Consider the following 16,569-nt stretch of genomic DNA (forward strand, 5'->3'; position numbering starts at 1 on the left):
CCATGGATGTGTCGATGAACCTGAAAACCCAAGCCGTGCGTGCGCTCGCAGTCGCGAGCCTCGCCGGCCCGCTGGCCGGCTGCGCGTGGTTCGCGCCGAGCGGCGAGCCGCCCGCGATGCCGTCGCCCGCGCATTACGGCGCCGCGCCGCAAGTCGGGCAGACCGTGTCCGCGCAAGGCGTCGCGCAGCAGTTCGAAGTCGGCGCGCAGCCGGTGCCCGACTGGTGGAAGCAGTACCGTTCCGATGCGCTGAACGCGCTCGTCGACGAAGGGCTGCGCAACAGCCCGACGCTCGGTGCGGCGTCGCATTCGCTGGATGCCGCGCGCGAGCAACTGCGCGGGCAGATCGGCAGCTCGATGCTGCCGTCGATCGACGCGGTCGGCCAGGCCACGCGCCAGCGTGCGCTCGGCGTGCCGATTCCGGCGCTCGGCGCACCGACGCTGCTGTACGACACGTTCGTCGGGCAACTGCAGGCGAGCTATACGGTCGACCTGTTCGGCGTCTCGCGCTTCGCGAACCGCGCACTCGCGAAACGCGTCGACGTCAGTGCGTTCCAGCTCGAATCCGCGCGGCGCGCGCTGGCCGCGAACATCGTCACCGCGTCGATCACGGTGTCGGTGCTCAACGCGCAGATCGACACGACCGAGCGGCTCGTCGCGCTCGCGAACGACCAGGCGCACGACGCCGAGCGCCGCTACGCGCTCGGCTCGGCGTCGCGCAGCGACGCGCTGAACGCGCGGCAAAGCGCCGACACGTTCGCGGCGAGCCTGCCCGCGCTGCGCCAGCAGCGCGACTCGGCGCGCCATGCGCTCGCGGTGCTGGTCGGCCGCACGCCCGACCGGCCGCCGGCCGACCTGACGCTCGCCGATCTGCACCTGCCCGAGCAGGTGCCCGTCGTCGTGCCGTCGGACCTGCTGCAAAGCCGCCCGGACATCCAGGCGGCCGACGCGGGGCTGAAAGCGGCCGCCGCCGAAGTGGGCGTCGCGACCGCGCAGATGTTCCCGCAACTGTCGCTGTCGGCGGCGATGGGCAAAGGCGGCTTCAGCTGGCCGACGATGCTGTCGGGTGCCGGCGCGATCTGGAACGTCGGCGCGTCGTTGAGCCAGCCGATCTTCCACGGCGGCGCGCTGCTCGCGCAACGCCGCGCGGCGAAGGCGACCTACGAGGCCGCGGTCGACCAGTACAAGCAGGCCGTGCTCGGCGCGTTCCAGAACGTCGCCGATTCGCTCGCGGCGCTCGAGCACGACGCGGAGGCGCTCGACGCGTCGTCGCGCGCCGCGCTGTCCGCACGCGGCGCGTACGACGACGCAGCCGCCCGCGTGCGGCTCGGCGCGCTGCCGCCGTCGGCCGCGCGCGCCAGCGAGCTGCAGTACCGCAACGCGCGGCTCGACGAGATTCGCGCGACCGGCGCGCGGTTCGCGGATACTGCACGGCTTTATCAGGCGATGGGCACGCCGCCGGCCGGCAAGGACGACACGTCCGGAAAAACCGGCAAGACGGCCGGCGACAGCGCAGCCGGCAACGAAGCACGCGCCGCCACGCCCGACACCACGCCTTCGCCGCAATAAGCCGGCCCTCCGATCAAGCGCGCGCGGAGCAACCCCGCGCGCGCCTGATCGTCGATCTTCCGCTTGACCCTCACGTAGCGTAACGTTCCAGACTCCAGTGTGCGTACCGAACGGAGCAACGAATGCAGCTGAAAGTGGGAGAACTGGCGAAACGCAGCGGGCTGACCGTCCGCACGCTTCATCACTATCACGCGATCGGTCTGCTGACGCCTTCGGCGCGTGCCGACAACGGCTACCGGCTGTACGACCGCCACGACATCGCCCGGCTCCACCAGATCCAGGCGCTGCGTCGCTTCGGACTGTCGCTCACCGAAATCGGCGACTACCTGAACCAGCCCGGCACCCCGCTCGTCGATCTCGTCGCAAAGCAGATCACGCTGCTCGATCGCCAGCTCGCGCAGACCGCGCAGCTGCGCGAGCGGCTCGTGCACCTGCATGCGCAGCTCGCCGCGGGCGCGGAGCCGGAACTGGCCGATTGGCTCACCACACTGGAGTTGATGACCGTGTACGACAAATATTTTTCCGAGGAAGAACTCGCGCGCATGCCGATGTACCGCAAGAGCCAGGCGGGCGACGCCGAATGGATCGCGCTCGTCGGCGACGTGCGCGCGCTGCACGACGCGGGCGTGCCGCCCGAGGACGAGCGCGTCCGTGCGCTCGCCGGCCGCTGGATGACGATGCTCGTGCGCGACACGAACAACGACCCGCGTCTGCTCGCGAAGCTGAACCTGATGCACGAACACGAACCGGCGATGCAGTCGAAGATCGGCATTTCGACCGCGCTGCGCGACTACGTGGTGCGCGCGACCGCCGAAACGAAGATGCGGATCTTCGAGAAATATCTCGCGCCGGACGAGATCCGCTTCATGCGGGCGCACTACGGCAAACGCGCGATGGAATGGCCGCAACTGATGGGCGACGTGCGCGACGCGATCGATGCGGGCGCGAAGCCCGATTCGCCGGAAGGCCGTGCGCTCGCGCAGCGCTGGCTCGAACTGTTCTGCAGCTATGCGGGCCACGATCCGGCCACGCATGCGAAATTCCGTCACGCGATGATGAACGAGCCGGCGCTGACGAAGGACGCATGGGTCGACGAGTCGCTGCTCGGTTTCATCCGCGACGCGATGGCGCAGCTGGCGCCGGCGAGCTGACCGCGTGATCGTGCGGGCGGCATGCATTTTCCGCGCGCCGCCTGCGCAGCGACTCATTCGTAGTCGCGCAGATCGAACGCGCGATTATCGGCAAAGCCGCATGCCGCGGCCAGTCGTGCGCGCTCACGCGTCGCGCGATCCGAGCCCGAGTGCCTTCATTCGCCGGTACAACGTCCGTTCGCTCATCCCCACCTGCTCGGCAAGCGCCTTGCGCGTACCGTCGAACGTACGCGCGATACGCACCAGCTCCGCGTCCGACACGCCGCGCGCATCCGCCGCCCGCGACTGCGGCGCCACCGACGCCGCTACGAGTTCGGCCGGCAGGTGCTCGACACGAATCGCGCCATCGTCCGCGAACAGGCATGCGCGTTCGAGCACGTTGCGCAGTTCGCGGATGTTGCCCGGCCACGCATACGCGTCGAGGCACGCACGCGCGCGCTCGGTCAGCACGAACGGCCGGGCCGCGAACGTCCGGGCACCCGCATCGCCCGCGTTGGCGCGAGCGTTCGCGATCCGCCGCAGGATCGATTCGGCCAGCAGCGCGACGTCGCCCTGTCGTTCGCGCAGCGCCGGCAGCGGGATCGGAAACGCGTTGATCCGGTAGTAGAGGTCCTGCCGGAACCGGCCGTCGTCGATCATCTCGCGCAGCGGCTTGTGCGTGGCCGCGACGAGGCGGAAATCGGCGCGCAGCGCCTCGACGCCGCCGACGCGCCGGAACGTGCCCGACTCGATCAGCCGCAGCAGCTTCACCTGCATCGGCAGCGGCACGTCGCCGATCTCGTCGAGGAACAGCGTGCCGCCCTGCGCGGTCTCGACAAGGCCCGGCTTGCGCTGGTTCGCACCGGTGAACGCGCCCTTCTCATAGCCGAACAGTTCGCTCTCGAACAGCGTCTCGGCGATCCCCGAGCAATCGACGACGACGAACGGTCCCATCGCGCGATCGCTCGCCTCGTGCAGCGCGCGGGCGAACAGCTCCTTGCCGGTGCCCGATTCGCCGAGCAGCAGCACCGGCAACATCGACGGCGCGACGCGCTGCAGCGCGCCGAGCGCTGCGTTGAACGCGTCGGCGCCGCCGACCAGCCCTTCCGCGCTCGGCTGCGCCGACGCGCTGCGCACCGTCGTCAGCCGCTCGACATACGCGATCACGTTGCCGTCCGCATCGAAGATCGGCCGCAGCTCGACGTCGACGTGCTCGGGGCCGCGCGGCGTGTGATGGATGTGCAGCACGCGGTTCAGCCCGCGCGATTCGAGCGCCTGCTTCATCGGGCAATGCTCGCCAGCCTGGTCGCACGGCACGTCGTAGTGATGCGAGACCTGGAAGCAGTGCCGGCCCACGTGCTCGACGCCCGCCACGCCGAACTGGCGCCGGTACGCATCGTTCGCCGCGAGGATGCGGTAGTCGGGATCGACGACGATCATCGGCTGCGGGTCCTGCTCGAGATACGCGACGAGCGCGCGTACGTCGGGCGTGACGTCGCGGCGCGGCGCGGGAACGATCGGGATGGTGTCGTGCGGATTCATGCGGACGCTCGGGGACGGTTCTGCCGGGCGGACTGCCAGGCTGGCTGCCAATTCTGCCACGACACTGCCAGATATGGCAGTCCGCGGGCTCGCCCGGCTGCCGTCCACACCCGCGCATCGCGGCAGCCGCACCGAAAATCCGAGCCGAATCAAGTCTCTGGCCGGTCGGCCGATGCCGCTGCGAAGGCTGGCACGCTTCTTGAGTCAGAGATCCCGATTGCAGATGCAGAACCCGATCGAGGACATCCCGTGAGCAACGCCCCCACGCTGTCGGTCGAAGGCTTTTTCGACCCGGCGACCCACACCGTCAGCTATCTCCTGCTCGATACGGCGAGCCGCGCGTGCGCGCTGATCGACAGCGTGCTCGACTACGACCCGAAATCCGGCCGCACGCGCACCGACAGCGCCGACCGGCTGATCGCCCGCGTCACCGAACTCGGCGCGACCGTGCACTGGCTGCTCGAGACGCACGTGCATGCCGACCACCTGTCGGCGGCGCCGTACCTGAAGGCGCGCGTCGGCGGCCGGATCGCGATCGGTGCGCACGTGCGCCGTGTGCAGCACGTGTTCGGCACGCTGTTCAACGCGGGCCCCGGCTTCCCGGAGGACGGCCGCCAGTTCGACCGACTCGTCGACGACGGCGACACGCTCGCGCTCGGCGCGCTGACGATCCGCGCGCTGCATACGCCGGGCCACACGCCCGCGTGCATGACCTACTGCGTCGACGACGCGACGCAGCGCGCGGCATTCGTCGGCGACACGCTGTTCATGCCCGACTACGGCACGGCCCGCTGCGACTTCCCGGGCGGCGACGCGCGCACGCTGTACCGCTCGATCGCGCGCGTACTCGCGCTGCCGCCCGATACGCACCTGTACCTGTGCCACGACTACCAGCCGGGCGGCCGCGACGTGCAGTTCGTGACGACCGTCGCCGAGCAGCGCCGCGCGAACGTGCACGTGAAGGACGGCGTGACCGAGGACGATTTCGTCGCGATGCGAACCGCGCGCGACGCGACGCTCGCGATGCCGGTGCTGATGCTGCCGTCCGTGCAGGTCAACATGCGCGCCGGCCACCTGCCCGAGCCCGAAAACAATGGCGTGCGCTACCTGAAGATCCCGCTCGACGCGATCTGAACGCCGCCGCCCCAACCGAGAACCCCCACATGACCACCATCCGCAAGCTGACCGACGCGCTGTCGGTCTCGCCGCAAATCGCGGCGGCCGACTTGCCCGCACTTCACGCGGCGGGCATCCGCGCAATCGTCTGCAACCGGCCCGACGGCGAAGGCCCCGACCAGCCGACCGTCACCGAGATTCGCGCGGCCGCAGCACCGCTCGGCATCGACGTGCATTACCTGCCGGTCGATACGGGCAAGGTGACCGACGACCAGGCCGCACAGTTCGGCGCGCTCGTCGCATCGCTCGACGGCCCGGTGCTCGCGTACTGCCGCAGCGGCACGCGGTCGGCCACGCTGTGGGCGCTGTCGCAGGCCGGCCTGCGCCCGCTGAACGACATCGTCGCGACGGCCAATGCGGCCGGTTACGACCTGCGCGCGGTCGCGTCGCGCGTCACGCAAGGCGGCCGGCAGGCCGCGCCGGCCGTCGACGCGCGGCACGACATCGTGATCGTCGGCGCGGGCGCGGCCGGTATCGCGGTCGCCTCGAGCCTGCTCGCGCGCGATGCGTCGCTCGACATCGCGGTGATCGATCCGGCCGACGTCCACTATTACCAGCCGGGCTGGACGATGGTCGGTGCGGGCGTGTTCCGGCCCGAGACGACCGCGCGCAACATGACCGACGTGCTGCCGCGCGGCGTGCACCGGATCCGTGCCGCCGTCGCGGGCTTCGAGCCCGACGCGCACGCGGTCGTGCTCGACGGCTGCCGGCGCATCGGTTACCGCAAGCTCGTCGTGTGTCCGGGGCTCAAGCTCGACTGGCATGCGATCGACGGCCTCGCCGACACGCTCGGCCGCAACGGCGTCACGTCGAACTACCGCTACGATCTCGCGCCGTACACGTGGGAACTCGTCCGCGCATTCCGCGGCGGCAATGCGCTCTTCACGCAGCCGCCGATGCCGATCAAGTGCGCGGGCGCGCCGCAGAAGGCGATGTACCTGTCGTGCGACCACTGGCGGCGCGCGGGGCGCCTCGAGGCCGCGAACGTCGAGTTCCTGAATGCGGGCGGCGCACTGTTCGGCGTCGCCGACTACGTGCCCGCGCTGATGGAGTACGTGACAAGCTATGACATCGCGCTGTCGTTCGGCCACAACCTCGTCGCGATCGACGGGCCCGCGCGCCGCGCGACGTTCGCGCGCGCACTGCCGGACGGCGGCAAGGAAACCGTCGAGCGTGCGTTCGACATGATCCACGTCGTGCCGCCGCAGAAGGCGCCCGACTTCGTGCGTTCGAGCCCGCTCGCCGACGCGGCCGGCTGGATCGACGTCGATCCGGCGACGCTGCGTCACAAGCATTTTCCGGACATCTACGCGCTCGGCGACGCCACCAACACAACCAATGCGAAGACGGCCGCGGCCGCCCGCAAGCAGGCGCCCGTCGTCGCGCACAACCTGCTCGCGTCGCTCGGCCGTGCGCACGGCGACGCCGCGTACGACGGCTACGGCTCGTGCCCGCTCACCGTCGAGCGCGGCAAGATCGTGCTCGCCGAGTTCCTGTACGGCGGCAAGGTCGCGCCGTCCTTCCCCGCGTGGCTGATCGACGGCAAGCGCCCGTCGCGGCTCGCGTGGCTGCTCAAGGAACGCGTGCTGCCGCCGCTTTACTGGAAAGCGATGCTCAAGGGCCGCGAATGGCTCGCGAAGCCCGTGATCGCACGTTGAACGGAGCGCGATGACGTCATGCTGATTTCCCTCGTACTGGGCGGTTTCGTCGGCGCCGTGCTCGGCCTGACCGGCGCCGGCGGCGGCATTCTCGCGGTGCCCGCGCTCGTCGTCGGCATGAGCTGGCCGATGCAGCAGGCCACGCCCGTCGCGCTCGTCGCGGTAGCCGGCAGTGCCGCGCTCGGCGCGCTCGAAGGCTTCCGCCGCGGGCTCGTCCGCTATCGCGCCGCGCTGCTGATGGCCGTGGCCGGCGTGCCGCTGACCACGCTCGGCGTGCGGCTCGCGCACATGCTGCCGCAGCGCCTGCTGCTCGCGCTGTTCGCGCTGACGATGCTGATCGTCGCCGGCCGCCTGCTGCGGCAGGCGCTGCGGCACGCGAGCGTCGACCCGGACGCGTCGCCGCTGTGCGTCGGCCGCGTGAATCCCGATACGGGCCGTCTCGTGTGGTCCTGGCCGGTCGGCTTCGCGCTTGCGTCGACCGGCGCGATGACGGGCCTGATGACGGGGCTGCTCGGTGTCGGCGGCGGCTTCGTGATCGTGCCGATGCTGCGCAAGTTCACGAACGTGTCGATGCACGGCGTCGTCGCGACGTCGCTGATGGTAATCGCGCTGGTCGGCACCGGCGGCGTGTTCGCGACGCTCGTGTCGGGCACGCGTGCGCCGCTCGACGTGACGCTGTGGTTCACCGTCGCGACCGCACTCGGCATGGCCGCCGGCCGCGGCGCGTCGCGGCACCTTGCCGCGCGACACGTGCAGGCCGGCTTCGCGGCCGTGCTCGTGTGCGTCGCGCTCGGGCTGCTGGGCAAGGCCGCATTCGGCGCGTAATCCGGCGCACGAACCGGGCGCGGGAATCGAACCCGCGTCCGGCCCGCGACGCCCTTCATCTGTCGCGAATTTGTCAGGACCGCATGCTAGACTCGCTGCCGCGCGACCGTTCGTCCGTCGCGTGTCGATAACGAATAATTATTCAGGAGTCCGGCCATGCTCGTTCCGTCCGCCAAGCGCGCGGCAGTCGCCGCGCTGATGCTCGCCCCGCTCACCACGTTCGCCGCCCCCGTCTACACGGCCGCGTTGACGCTCGCCAGTCTGTCGCCGTCGGTCGGCACGACCGACAAGGCGACACTGAAACTCACCAACACCGGCACCGAGCCCGCCGCCGCCGGCCTGTTCGTCGGCATGCCGGCCGGCTTCACCGCCAGCGGGTTCACGAACGCGTGCGGCGGCACGCTGGCCAGCAACGGTACGACACAGGTCGCGCTGTCGGGCGCGACGGTGCCGCCCGGCGGCACCTGCACGTTCAGCTTCACGCTCGACGTGCCACCCGTCGCGTCGCTGCCGCCCGCTGGCGCGCGCAGCTTCACCATCACGGGCAACCCGGCACCCGGTCTCGCGACACTTTCCGCCAGCACCGCGCCGACGCTGTCCGGCTTCCTCGGCTCGACGCCAGGGCTCTACAGCAACACGTGGTTCCCGTCGACCGTGCGCAGCGTCGGCACGCTCGATCTGTTCATCACGCCGAAGACGGATCCCGGCCCGAACTCGAACGTGTTCTGGTCGAACCAGATCAATTCGTTGAACGGCTACACCGGCCTGCAGTCGACCGAGCTCGTATCGGCCAGCGAAGGCGCCGGCCGGCAATTCCTGTTCAGCCTGTGGGGCGCGACGGCCGCCAAACCCGGCACGCCCGCCAGCGCCGGCATCGGCGCGGGCAGCTACTGCACGGTCAGCGGCTCGGCGACGGACGGCAGCGCGGGCGCGCAGTGCCGCTACCGCTACGACTGGCAGGCCGGCCACACGTACCGGTTCCGCATCACGCCGGACACGAACCAGGGGCCCGGCTGGTTCAAGAGCAACGTCACCGACGTGACGCCCGGCTCGACCGGCGACAGCTTCGACATCGGCAGCATCTACGTCGGCACGACGCAGACGCAGGTGCCGGTTTCGTCGATCAGCCAGTGGGTCGAGTATTTCGACTGGAACTCGAGCCGCACGAGTTGCACGTCGATCGCGTACACCGACGCGCAGTTCGGCATTCGCGCATATGACGCGATCGGCAACGCGGTGGCTGTGCCGGCGCCGTCGGTCACCGTCAACAAGACCTGTCCGGCCAGCGATGCGAATGCCTCCGTATCGAACGGCGTCGCGACGCTGGTCGGCGGCCCGCAGCAATCGGCGGCCGGCCTCGTGAAAGCAGACGGCGCATGCCTGACCGCGTCGGGCGGTCTCGCCGACGGCCATCCCGCGGTGCTCGGCGCATGCCCGACGCCCGCGTCGGTGCGCGCGTCGGGCGGCACCCATTTCAATCCGCAACTGTGGGTCGCCGCGGGCGACGGCACGCTGCAGACCAAGTACAGCTACTGCCTCACCGCGCAGGCACGGAGCGCGGGCAACGGCGCGCTGCTGCGCACTTGCGCCGCCGGCGAGGCCGATCAGCAATGGCGCGTGAAGGCCGGCACGGCGCCCGGCTCGGCACAGCTCGTGTCGCAGCCGACGGGCCGCTGCCTCGCGCCCGCGGCCGGCGGCACGCTGAGCCTCCTGCCGTGCACGGCCGCCACGGCAGTCTGGACGACACCCGGCAAGAGCTTCGCGTATTGACCGGCACCGCAACGCACGCGGCGCGCCAATACAAAACGCCCGGCCCGACTCGTCGTCGGCACCGGGCGTTTTTCGTTGCGGCCGCAACCTGCGCGTCAGGTCGCGAACCCCGCCATCCGCTTGCGCTCCTGGCGCAGCATCACGAAGTTCGCGATCACGACGCCGGCCGTCACCGCGACGATGAACAGCGTCGCGAGCGCGTTCATTTCCGGGTTCAGCCCGAGGCGCACGCGCGAGAACACGACGAGCGGCAGCGTCGTCGAGCCGGGGCCCGACAGGAACGCCGACAGCACGAGGTCGTCGATCGACAGCGTGAACGACAGCAGCCAGCCCGCGATCAGCGCCTGCGAGATCAGCGGCAGCGTGATCGTGAAGAACACCTTCAGCGGCGTCGCGCCGAGATCGAGCGCGGCTTCTTCGAGCGACGGGTTCAGCTCGCGCACGCGCGACTGCACGATGATCGCGACGTACGAGATGCACAGCATCACGTGGCCGAGCCAGATCGTGAAGATGCCGCGCTCGGCCGGCCAGCCGATCCACTTCGCGAGTTCGATGAACAGCAGCAGCAGCGAGATCCCCTGGATCACCTCGGGAATCACGAGCGGCGCGTTGATCATCCCGCTGAACAGCGCGAAACCGCGAAAGCGCCCCATCCGCGCGAGCACGAAGCCGGCCCACGTGCCGATGAACACTGACGCGAACGCGGTCAGCACGCCGATCTTCAGCGACAGCCACGCGGCCGTCAGCAGCTCGTCGTCCTCGACGAGCGCCGAGTACCAGCGGAACGAGAAACCCGACCACACGGTAACGAGCTTCGACTCGTTGAACGAATAGACGATCAGGCTGATGATCGGGATGTACAGGAACGCGAAGCCGGCAAACAGCGCCGCGAACTGCAGGTAACGATTCGGCTTCATCGACGGGCCTCCTGCTCCTTCGCCTGGAAGTGCTGGAACATCGCCATCGGCACGAGCAGCAGCAGCACCATCGCGCAGGTCACGGCCGACGCCATCGGCCAGTCTGCGTTGTTGAAGAACTCATTCCACATCACGCGACCGATCATCAGCGTGTTCGCGCCGCCGAGCAGTTCCGGAATCACGTACTCGCCGACCGCCGGGATGAACACGAGCAGGCAGCCCGCGATGATCCCGTTCCTCGACAGCGGCAGCGTGATCTGCACGAACGCCTTCCACGGCTTCGCGCCGAGGTCGTATGCCGCTTCCAGCAGGCGCAGGTCCATCTTCACGAGGTGCGCGTAGAGCGGCATCACGAGGAACGGCAGGTACGAATAGACCATCCCGATATACACCGCGTAGTTCGTGCGGTACAGCTCGATCGGCGTATGGGTCAGGCCGATCCACATCAGGAAGTTGTTCAGCAGCCCGTTGTTCTTCAGGATGCCGATCCACGCGTACACGCGGATCAGGAACGACGTCCAGAACGGCAGCATCACGCCCATCATCAGCAGGTTGCGGGTCGCCGGGTTCGAGCGCGCGATGTAGTACGCCATCGGATAGCCGATCAGCAGACACAGCAGCGTCGTGACCGCGGCCACCCACACCGAGTTCACGTAGGTCGCGAAATACAGGCTGTCCGTGAACAGGAACGCGTAGTGCGACAGGTTCAGCGCGACGTGCACGACGCCGTCCGCGTACGACGCGAGTTCCGTGTACGGCGGAATGCCGAGCTGCAGCTCCGCGAAGCTGATCTTGACGACCAGCACGAACGGCACGAGGAAGAACAGCACGAGCCACGTGAACGGCCCGGCGACGACCGCCGAGGCGCCCGTCAGGTTGAAGCGCCGCACCGGCCAATCGAGCAGGGACTTGAACGCGTTCATGACGTCAGCACCACGCCTGCAGTCGCGCTCCAGCGCACGTAGATCTCGTCGCCGAGCGACGGCGTGTCGAGCTCGGAAATCGCGAGGCTCGATACGTTCGCGATCACCGTCTTGCCCGCGTCGAGCTTCACGTGATATAGCGAATAGCCGCCCATGTACGCGACGTTGCTGATCCTGCCGCGCGCCCAGTTGAACGCGCCTTCGGGCGGCTTGCGCGTCAGCGCGATCCGCTCGGGGCGCACCGACACCGTGACCGGCATCCCGAGCGGGCCCGAGATCCCGTGGCTCACGTACAGCCGGCTCGGCAGTTCCGGCGATTCGATGTACACGTGATCGGGTTCGTCCTCGACGGTCACGCCGTCGAACAGGTTCGTCGAACCGATGAACTCGGCCGAGAAGCGGCTGTTCGGATATTCGTAGACTTCGTTCGGCGAGCCGATCTGCACGATCTGGCCTTCGCTCATCACCGCGAGGCGGTTCGCCATCGTCATCGCTTCTTCCTGGTCGTGCGTGACCATCATGCAGGTGACGCCGACCTTGTTCAGGATGTTGACGAGCTCGATCTGCGTGCGCTGGCGGATCTGCTTGTCGAGCGCCGACATCGGCTCGTCGAGCAGCAGCAGCTTCGGGCGCTTGACCAGCGAACGCGCGAGCGCGACGCGCTGCTGCTGGCCGCCGGAGAGCTGATGCGGCTTGCGCTTCGCGTACTTGCTCATCTGCACGAGTTCGAGCGCCGCATGCACGCGCTCCTTCAGCTCGGCCTTCGGTACGCCTTCCTGCTTGAGGCCGAATGCGACGTTCGACTCGACCGACATGTGCGGGAACAGTGCATACGACTGGAACATCATGTTCACGGGCCGCTTGTACGGCGGCATCTGCGCGAGGTCCTCGCCGTCGATCAGGATCTTGCCCGACGTGACCGTCTCGAGGCCCGCGAGCATCCGCAGCAACGTCGACTTGCCGCAGCCCGAGCTGCCGAGCAGCGCGAACAGCTCGCCCTGGCGCACGGTCAGGTTGACGCTGCGCACGGCTTCGGTGTCGCCGAATTTCTTGACGACGTCGACGATCTGGACAAAGTTCTCGGCGCGCGCATCGGCGCCGGAAGAGAAAACGGAGGACGGTGCGCCCGCGACCGGCGCACCCGACTGGCTATTCATGATGTGCTGCTTCTCTCCTGCGTTTTGACGAACAAAGCCCCCGGGGGCACCAGGGGCTTCATGACTGCTGGGGAACGCCGGCTCGCGTCAGCGGCCCGACTTCAGCTCGGTCCACAGACGCGTCTGCAGACGCTGGATCTCAGGCGGCAGCGGCTTGAGCAGGAACAGCGTCTTCACGACGTCGGCCGGCGGATAGACGGCCGGATCGTTCGCGACATCGGGCCGCACGTACTTGCGGGCCTCGGCGTTGGCGCTCGGGTAGTACACCGCGTTCGTGATTGCCGCGTGCACCTTCGGATCCTCGATGTAGTTGATCCACTGCAGCGCGGCATCCTTGTTCTTCGCGTCCTTCGGGATCGCCATCACGTCGAACCATACCGGCGCGCCGCCCTTCGGAATGTAGTACTCGACCTTGTACGGCTTCTTCGCTTCGATCGCGCGATGCTTCGCGATCACGACGTCGCCCGACCAGCCGAACGCGAAGCAGATGTCGCCGCCGACCAGGTCGTTGATGTAGCCGGACGAGTTGAACTGCGTGATGTACGGGCGGATCTTCTTCAGCACTTCCATCGCGGCCTTGTAGTCGGCCGGGTTCGTGCTCATCGGATCCTTGCCGATGTAGTGCAGCGCAGCCGCGAACATCTGGTCGGGCGCGTCGAGCACCGACACGCCGCAGGTCTTCAGCTTCGCGAGATTTTCCGGCTTGAACAGGATGTCCCAGTTGTCGAGCGGCACCTTGCCGAGCGCCTGCTGCGCCTTCGTCAGGTTGTACGCGAGACCGGTCGTGCCGTACGCCCAGGGCACCGAGTACTTGTTGCCCGGGTCCGCGCCGGCGACGAGCGCCATCAGTTGCGGATCGAGGTACTTGAGGTTCGGCAGCTTCGACTTGTCGAGCGGCGCGAAGATGCCGGCGGCGATCTGCTTGCCCGCGTAGTTGCTGGTCGGCACGACGATGTCGTAGCCCGAACTGCCGGTCAGCAGCTTCGCCTGCAGCGTGTCGTCGCTGTCGTAGTTGTCGTAGCGAACCTTGACGCCCGCCTGCTTCTCGAAGTTCGGGATCGTGTCCTTCGCAATGTAGTCCGACCAGTTATAGATATTGAGCTGCGTATCCTTCGCCGCTGCCGCCGATGCACCCACGCACAGCGCGAGCGCTGCGAACCGGCCCACTACCTTTGCTTTCATCCCGTTCTCCCTCCGGCCGGACCGTTTGTCCGGCTGCCGTCTGCCTCGTCACGGCGGCGCAATCTGGTGCTCCGCCCCTCGAAAACCCCGAAAACTACCACCATTCGCGCTCCGTCACAAAAAAATCATGCCGGTGTCGCGCAAACGGAACAGATTACCGCTGGCGGCCAGTCAGGCCGCCCGTGCGGCCGGGCATTCCCGGGGGAATTCTATCGGGTAATCGGCGGCTGTCCACCGGGAAAAACAGGCAGCGGCGAATCCGCGTTCGCCGGCCGGGCGGATAGCGCACCCGACGGTTGGGCACGCCGCCGTTTCACCGGTGAAATCGCGGCGCACTTCGCGCACCGGCGCCGGGCGGGCAACCCCGTCGGCCAGCCGTTGCGGTGTTGCCGCGCCGGACCGACCGCCCGTACTGTCATGACGATGCGCCGGGACAGCACACCGGCCGCGCCCGCCGGGCCGACCGGCCGCGATGCATTAAAATGGCGGCTGACGATTCAATAGCGCGAACCCTCCCGATGGCCTCCAATCTCCACGACCTGCCCGACAGCCCCTGCATCGGCGTGTGCTCGACCCTCTTCGACGAAGTCTGCAAGGGCTGTGGCCGCACGGCCGCCGAAGTGTCGAACTGGGTGTTCCTGAGCGACGACGAAAAGCGCGCGGTGTGGGAGCGCATCCAGCGCGAAGGCACCGCGATGCGCTTCCAGTACGACAAGCTGTAAATCCGCCGCGCATAAAAAAAGCGGCATGCCGACCGCCATGCCGCCAACCCCAACTCTGTTCCTTTCCTGCCGCGTCTAGAACTTCATCCCGACGCCCACGCCGACGATCAGCGGATCGATGTGCAGCGTGCCGATGCCCTTGTCGCCGAGCGTCGCATCGGTGCTCATCCAGATCTTCTTCACGTCGACGTTCACGAACACCTTCTTCGTCACCTGCACGTCGACGCCGAACTGCAGCGCGGGGCCGAAGCTGCTCTTGTTGACCGACACGCCCTGCCCGCCGACGTTGAGCCCGTTGTTGTAGAAGTACGTGTAGTTCAGCCCGGCGCCGACGTACGGACGCACCTTGCCGGCATGATTGAAGTGGTACTGCAGCAGCAGCGTCGGCGGCAGCACGCCCACGCCGCCGAGATTGCCGAGGCTCGACGTCAACTGGTGCCGCGACGTGCCGAGGATCAGCTCGACGCCGAGGTAGTCGCGGATCATGTACGTGAAGTCGAGCTCGGGCACGATCGCGTTGTTCACGCCGACGTTGAGCGCGCCCAGCGTGTCGCTCGCGCGCTCGTTCGGCTGGATGCTGATCGCGCGCAGGCGAACCAGTACGTCACCCTGGTTGATGCCGTCGCCCGGCGACGCCGCGTGCGACAGCGACGGCATCGCGACGAGGCTTGCCGCGACGGCGGCAGCGGTGACACAAGTTCGAATCGTTTTATGCATGTTACGGACCCCCAAAGAATGGTTTCCATTCTCCCTGTAGGGTCTTTTCTGCATCTTGATATCCGTCAAGCCAGCGTAAACGTGGGACGGTTTGCCGCAGGCTCGGTCGCACGGCCCGTCAGCAGCAGGTCGAGCAAATCGCGCACGCTGCGGATCGCGCGGCCGAACGGCAACGCTTCGCGGCCACGGAAGAACAGCCCGTTCGCGACGTCGCCGCGCAGCGCGGCCGCCAGCCGCGTGTCGATGCAGAAATGGCCGAACTTCTCGATGCCGTCGCGCAAGCCGCACACGCTCAGGCATTCGAGCGCGGTCGGGCAGCGCTGCTTGAATGCGCCGAGCTTGTTGCGGATGCGCGTCTCGTTGCGCAGGTAACGATCGAGCCACGGCGTCTTCACCGCGCGCGCGGGCAGCCCCGTCACGCTGACGAATTCGACGATGTCGTCGGGCGTCGCATCGGCGAGCACGCGCTTGAAGTCCGGATGCGCATCGCCTTCTTCCGTCACCGCGAACGGCGTCCCCACCTGCACGCCGTTCGCACCGGCCGCGAGCGCCGCGCGCACCATGTCGTGACTGTTGATCCCGCCCGCAACGATCAGCGGGATCGAGTCTCGCACGAGGCCAAGCGACGCCATCACCTGCGCGGTCTCGTCGAGCACGCGCGCAAAATCGAAACGGTGATCGTGCATGTCGTCGATCTGCGTGACGCCGAGGTGGCCGCCCGCATGCGCCGGATGCTCGATCACGATCGCGTCGGGCAGGCGCCCCTTCTTCATCCACTTCTTCAGCACGAGTGCGATCCCGCGGCTGTCCGACAGGATCGGGATCAGCGCGATGTCGTGTCCTTGCGTGAGATCGGGCAGATCGAGCGGCAGGCCCGCGCCCATCACGATCGCATCGGCGCCCGCGTCGCATGCGACACGCACGTAGTCCGCATGCGCGCTCACCGCCTTCATCACGTTGACCGCGATCATCCCGCGCCCTTCGCTGTAGGTCTTCGCAAGACGGATCTCGCGGGCCAATGCGTCGAGGTTCGCTGCCTCGAGCGTCGCGCGATCGGGTTGCGCGCGGCAACGCGCGAGCAGGTCCGCATGATGGTGGCGCAGGTCGATGCTCGCGATCGTGCCGACCGCGCCTTCGCGGGCCACGCTGCCCGCCAGCCGGTGCGCGGAAATGCCGACGCCCATGCCGCCTTGCACGACAGGCAGCAAGGTGCGGCCGCGAATCGTCAGCGGCGGAAAGGAAGTGCGTACGGTCATCGGATACCTCGTCGGAACATCGGAAC

At 68.2% G+C, this 16,569-nt stretch carries 14 protein-coding genes; 7 read left to right on the forward strand and 7 right to left on the reverse strand.

The window, feature by feature from the left end:
* Positions 1-2 precede the first annotated feature (2 nt).
* Complete coding sequence (locus LXM88_RS14260; protein ID WP_262531863.1) at positions 3-1,568, forward strand: efflux transporter outer membrane subunit; 1,566 nt, start codon at positions 3-5, stop codon at positions 1,566-1,568.
* 122 nt (positions 1,569-1,690) lie between these two features.
* A complete protein-coding gene (locus LXM88_RS14265) occupies positions 1,691-2,719 on the forward strand; it encodes a MerR family transcriptional regulator (protein WP_262531865.1) in 1,029 nt (342 codons plus the stop codon).
* Positions 2,720-2,842: 123 nt separating this feature from the next.
* Here LXM88_RS14265 and LXM88_RS14270 read toward each other — a convergent pair whose 3' ends face one another.
* On the reverse strand, positions 2,843-4,240 hold the full coding sequence (locus LXM88_RS14270; RefSeq protein WP_262531866.1) for a sigma-54 interaction domain-containing protein: 1,398 nt from the start codon (positions 4,238-4,240) through the stop codon (positions 2,843-2,845).
* Between the two features lie 249 nt (positions 4,241-4,489).
* On the opposite strand from LXM88_RS14270, the gene LXM88_RS14275 reads away from it, so the two are divergent.
* From LXM88_RS14275 to LXM88_RS14290, 4 genes are all read left to right on the forward strand, one after another.
* The gene (locus LXM88_RS14275) at positions 4,490-5,374 is read left to right on the forward strand and encodes an MBL fold metallo-hydrolase (protein ID WP_262531867.1); all 885 of its coding nucleotides are present in this window, start codon (positions 4,490-4,492) and stop codon (positions 5,372-5,374) included.
* A gap of 29 nt (positions 5,375-5,403) precedes the next feature.
* Positions 5,404-7,074, forward strand: a complete 1,671-nt coding sequence (locus tag LXM88_RS14280; protein ID WP_262531868.1) for a bifunctional protein tyrosine phosphatase family protein/NAD(P)/FAD-dependent oxidoreductase — start codon at positions 5,404-5,406, stop codon at positions 7,072-7,074.
* An 18-nt stretch (positions 7,075-7,092) separates the two neighbouring features.
* Positions 7,093-7,899 carry a sulfite exporter TauE/SafE family protein gene (locus LXM88_RS14285; RefSeq protein WP_262531870.1) on the forward strand — a complete coding sequence of 269 codons (807 nt, stop codon included), beginning with the start codon at positions 7,093-7,095 and terminating at the stop codon, positions 7,897-7,899.
* A 156-nt stretch (positions 7,900-8,055) separates the two neighbouring features.
* Complete coding sequence (locus LXM88_RS14290) at positions 8,056-9,669, forward strand: RICIN domain-containing protein (protein ID WP_262531871.1); 1,614 nt, start codon at positions 8,056-8,058, stop codon at positions 9,667-9,669.
* Between the two features lie 95 nt (positions 9,670-9,764).
* Here LXM88_RS14290 and LXM88_RS14295 read toward each other — a convergent pair whose 3' ends face one another.
* From LXM88_RS14295 to LXM88_RS14310, 4 genes are all read right to left on the reverse strand, one after another.
* Positions 9,765-10,586, reverse strand: coding sequence for an ABC transporter permease subunit (locus tag LXM88_RS14295; protein WP_034181346.1), 822 nt, complete (start codon positions 10,584-10,586; stop codon positions 9,765-9,767).
* Complete coding sequence (locus LXM88_RS14300; RefSeq protein ID WP_262531875.1) at positions 10,583-11,509, reverse strand: ABC transporter permease subunit; 927 nt, start codon at positions 11,507-11,509, stop codon at positions 10,583-10,585. Before LXM88_RS14300 ends, LXM88_RS14295 begins: the two co-directional genes overlap by 4 nt.
* Positions 11,506-12,666, reverse strand: a complete 1,161-nt coding sequence (locus LXM88_RS14305; RefSeq protein WP_262531877.1) for an ABC transporter ATP-binding protein — start codon at positions 12,664-12,666, stop codon at positions 11,506-11,508. The genes LXM88_RS14300 and LXM88_RS14305 overlap by 4 nt, the downstream gene beginning before the upstream one ends.
* An 87-nt stretch (positions 12,667-12,753) precedes the next feature.
* Positions 12,754-13,848 carry a polyamine ABC transporter substrate-binding protein gene (locus LXM88_RS14310; RefSeq protein WP_174381830.1) on the reverse strand — a complete coding sequence of 365 codons (1,095 nt, stop codon included), beginning with the start codon at positions 13,846-13,848 and terminating at the stop codon, positions 12,754-12,756.
* 518 nt (positions 13,849-14,366) lie between these two features.
* Between LXM88_RS14310 and LXM88_RS14315 the strand changes: the two genes are divergently transcribed.
* Positions 14,367-14,570 (forward strand): DUF1289 domain-containing protein, encoded by a 204-nt coding sequence (locus tag LXM88_RS14315; protein WP_021159754.1) that lies wholly within the window; start codon positions 14,367-14,369, stop codon positions 14,568-14,570.
* Positions 14,571-14,645: 75 nt separating this feature from the next.
* Here the strand turns inward: LXM88_RS14315 and LXM88_RS14320 are convergent, their stop codons facing one another.
* Positions 14,646-15,287 (reverse strand): OmpW/AlkL family protein, encoded by a 642-nt coding sequence (locus LXM88_RS14320; RefSeq protein ID WP_262531888.1) that lies wholly within the window; start codon positions 15,285-15,287, stop codon positions 14,646-14,648.
* Positions 15,288-15,352: 65 nt separating this feature from the next.
* A complete protein-coding gene (locus tag LXM88_RS14325; RefSeq protein WP_262531889.1) occupies positions 15,353-16,543 on the reverse strand; it encodes an NAD(P)H-dependent flavin oxidoreductase in 1,191 nt (396 codons plus the stop codon).
* Positions 16,544-16,569 lie beyond the last annotated feature (26 nt).

Source organism: Burkholderia sp. S-53, assembly GCF_025560745.1.
Taxonomy (GTDB): Bacteria; Pseudomonadota; Gammaproteobacteria; order Burkholderiales; family Burkholderiaceae; genus Burkholderia; species Burkholderia pyrrocinia.

Bases quoted from the DNA above. Each gene is read 5' to 3' on its own strand.
- LXM88_RS14260 (WP_262531863.1), top strand. From the start codon at position 3: ATGGATGTGTCGATGAACCTGAAAACCCAAGCCGTGCGTGCGCTCGCA.
- LXM88_RS14265 (WP_262531865.1), top strand. From the start codon at position 1,691: ATGCAGCTGAAAGTGGGAGAACTGGCGAAACGCAGCGGGCTGACCGTC.
- LXM88_RS14270 (WP_262531866.1), bottom strand. From the start codon at position 4,240: ATGAATCCGCACGACACCATCCCGATCGTTCCCGCGCCGCGCCGCGAC.
- LXM88_RS14280 (WP_262531868.1), top strand. From the start codon at position 5,404: ATGACCACCATCCGCAAGCTGACCGACGCGCTGTCGGTCTCGCCGCAA.
- LXM88_RS14285 (WP_262531870.1), top strand. From the start codon at position 7,093: ATGCTGATTTCCCTCGTACTGGGCGGTTTCGTCGGCGCCGTGCTCGGC.
- LXM88_RS14290 (WP_262531871.1), top strand. From the start codon at position 8,056: ATGCTCGTTCCGTCCGCCAAGCGCGCGGCAGTCGCCGCGCTGATGCTC.
- LXM88_RS14295 (WP_034181346.1), bottom strand. From the start codon at position 10,586: ATGAAGCCGAATCGTTACCTGCAGTTCGCGGCGCTGTTTGCCGGCTTC.
- LXM88_RS14300 (WP_262531875.1), bottom strand. From the start codon at position 11,509: ATGAACGCGTTCAAGTCCCTGCTCGATTGGCCGGTGCGGCGCTTCAAC.
- LXM88_RS14305 (WP_262531877.1), bottom strand. From the start codon at position 12,666: ATGAATAGCCAGTCGGGTGCGCCGGTCGCGGGCGCACCGTCCTCCGTT.
- LXM88_RS14310 (WP_174381830.1), bottom strand. From the start codon at position 13,848: ATGAAAGCAAAGGTAGTGGGCCGGTTCGCAGCGCTCGCGCTGTGCGTG.
- LXM88_RS14315 (WP_021159754.1), top strand. From the start codon at position 14,367: ATGGCCTCCAATCTCCACGACCTGCCCGACAGCCCCTGCATCGGCGTG.
- LXM88_RS14320 (WP_262531888.1), bottom strand. From the start codon at position 15,287: ATGCATAAAACGATTCGAACTTGTGTCACCGCTGCCGCCGTCGCGGCA.
- LXM88_RS14325 (WP_262531889.1), bottom strand. From the start codon at position 16,543: ATGACCGTACGCACTTCCTTTCCGCCGCTGACGATTCGCGGCCGCACC.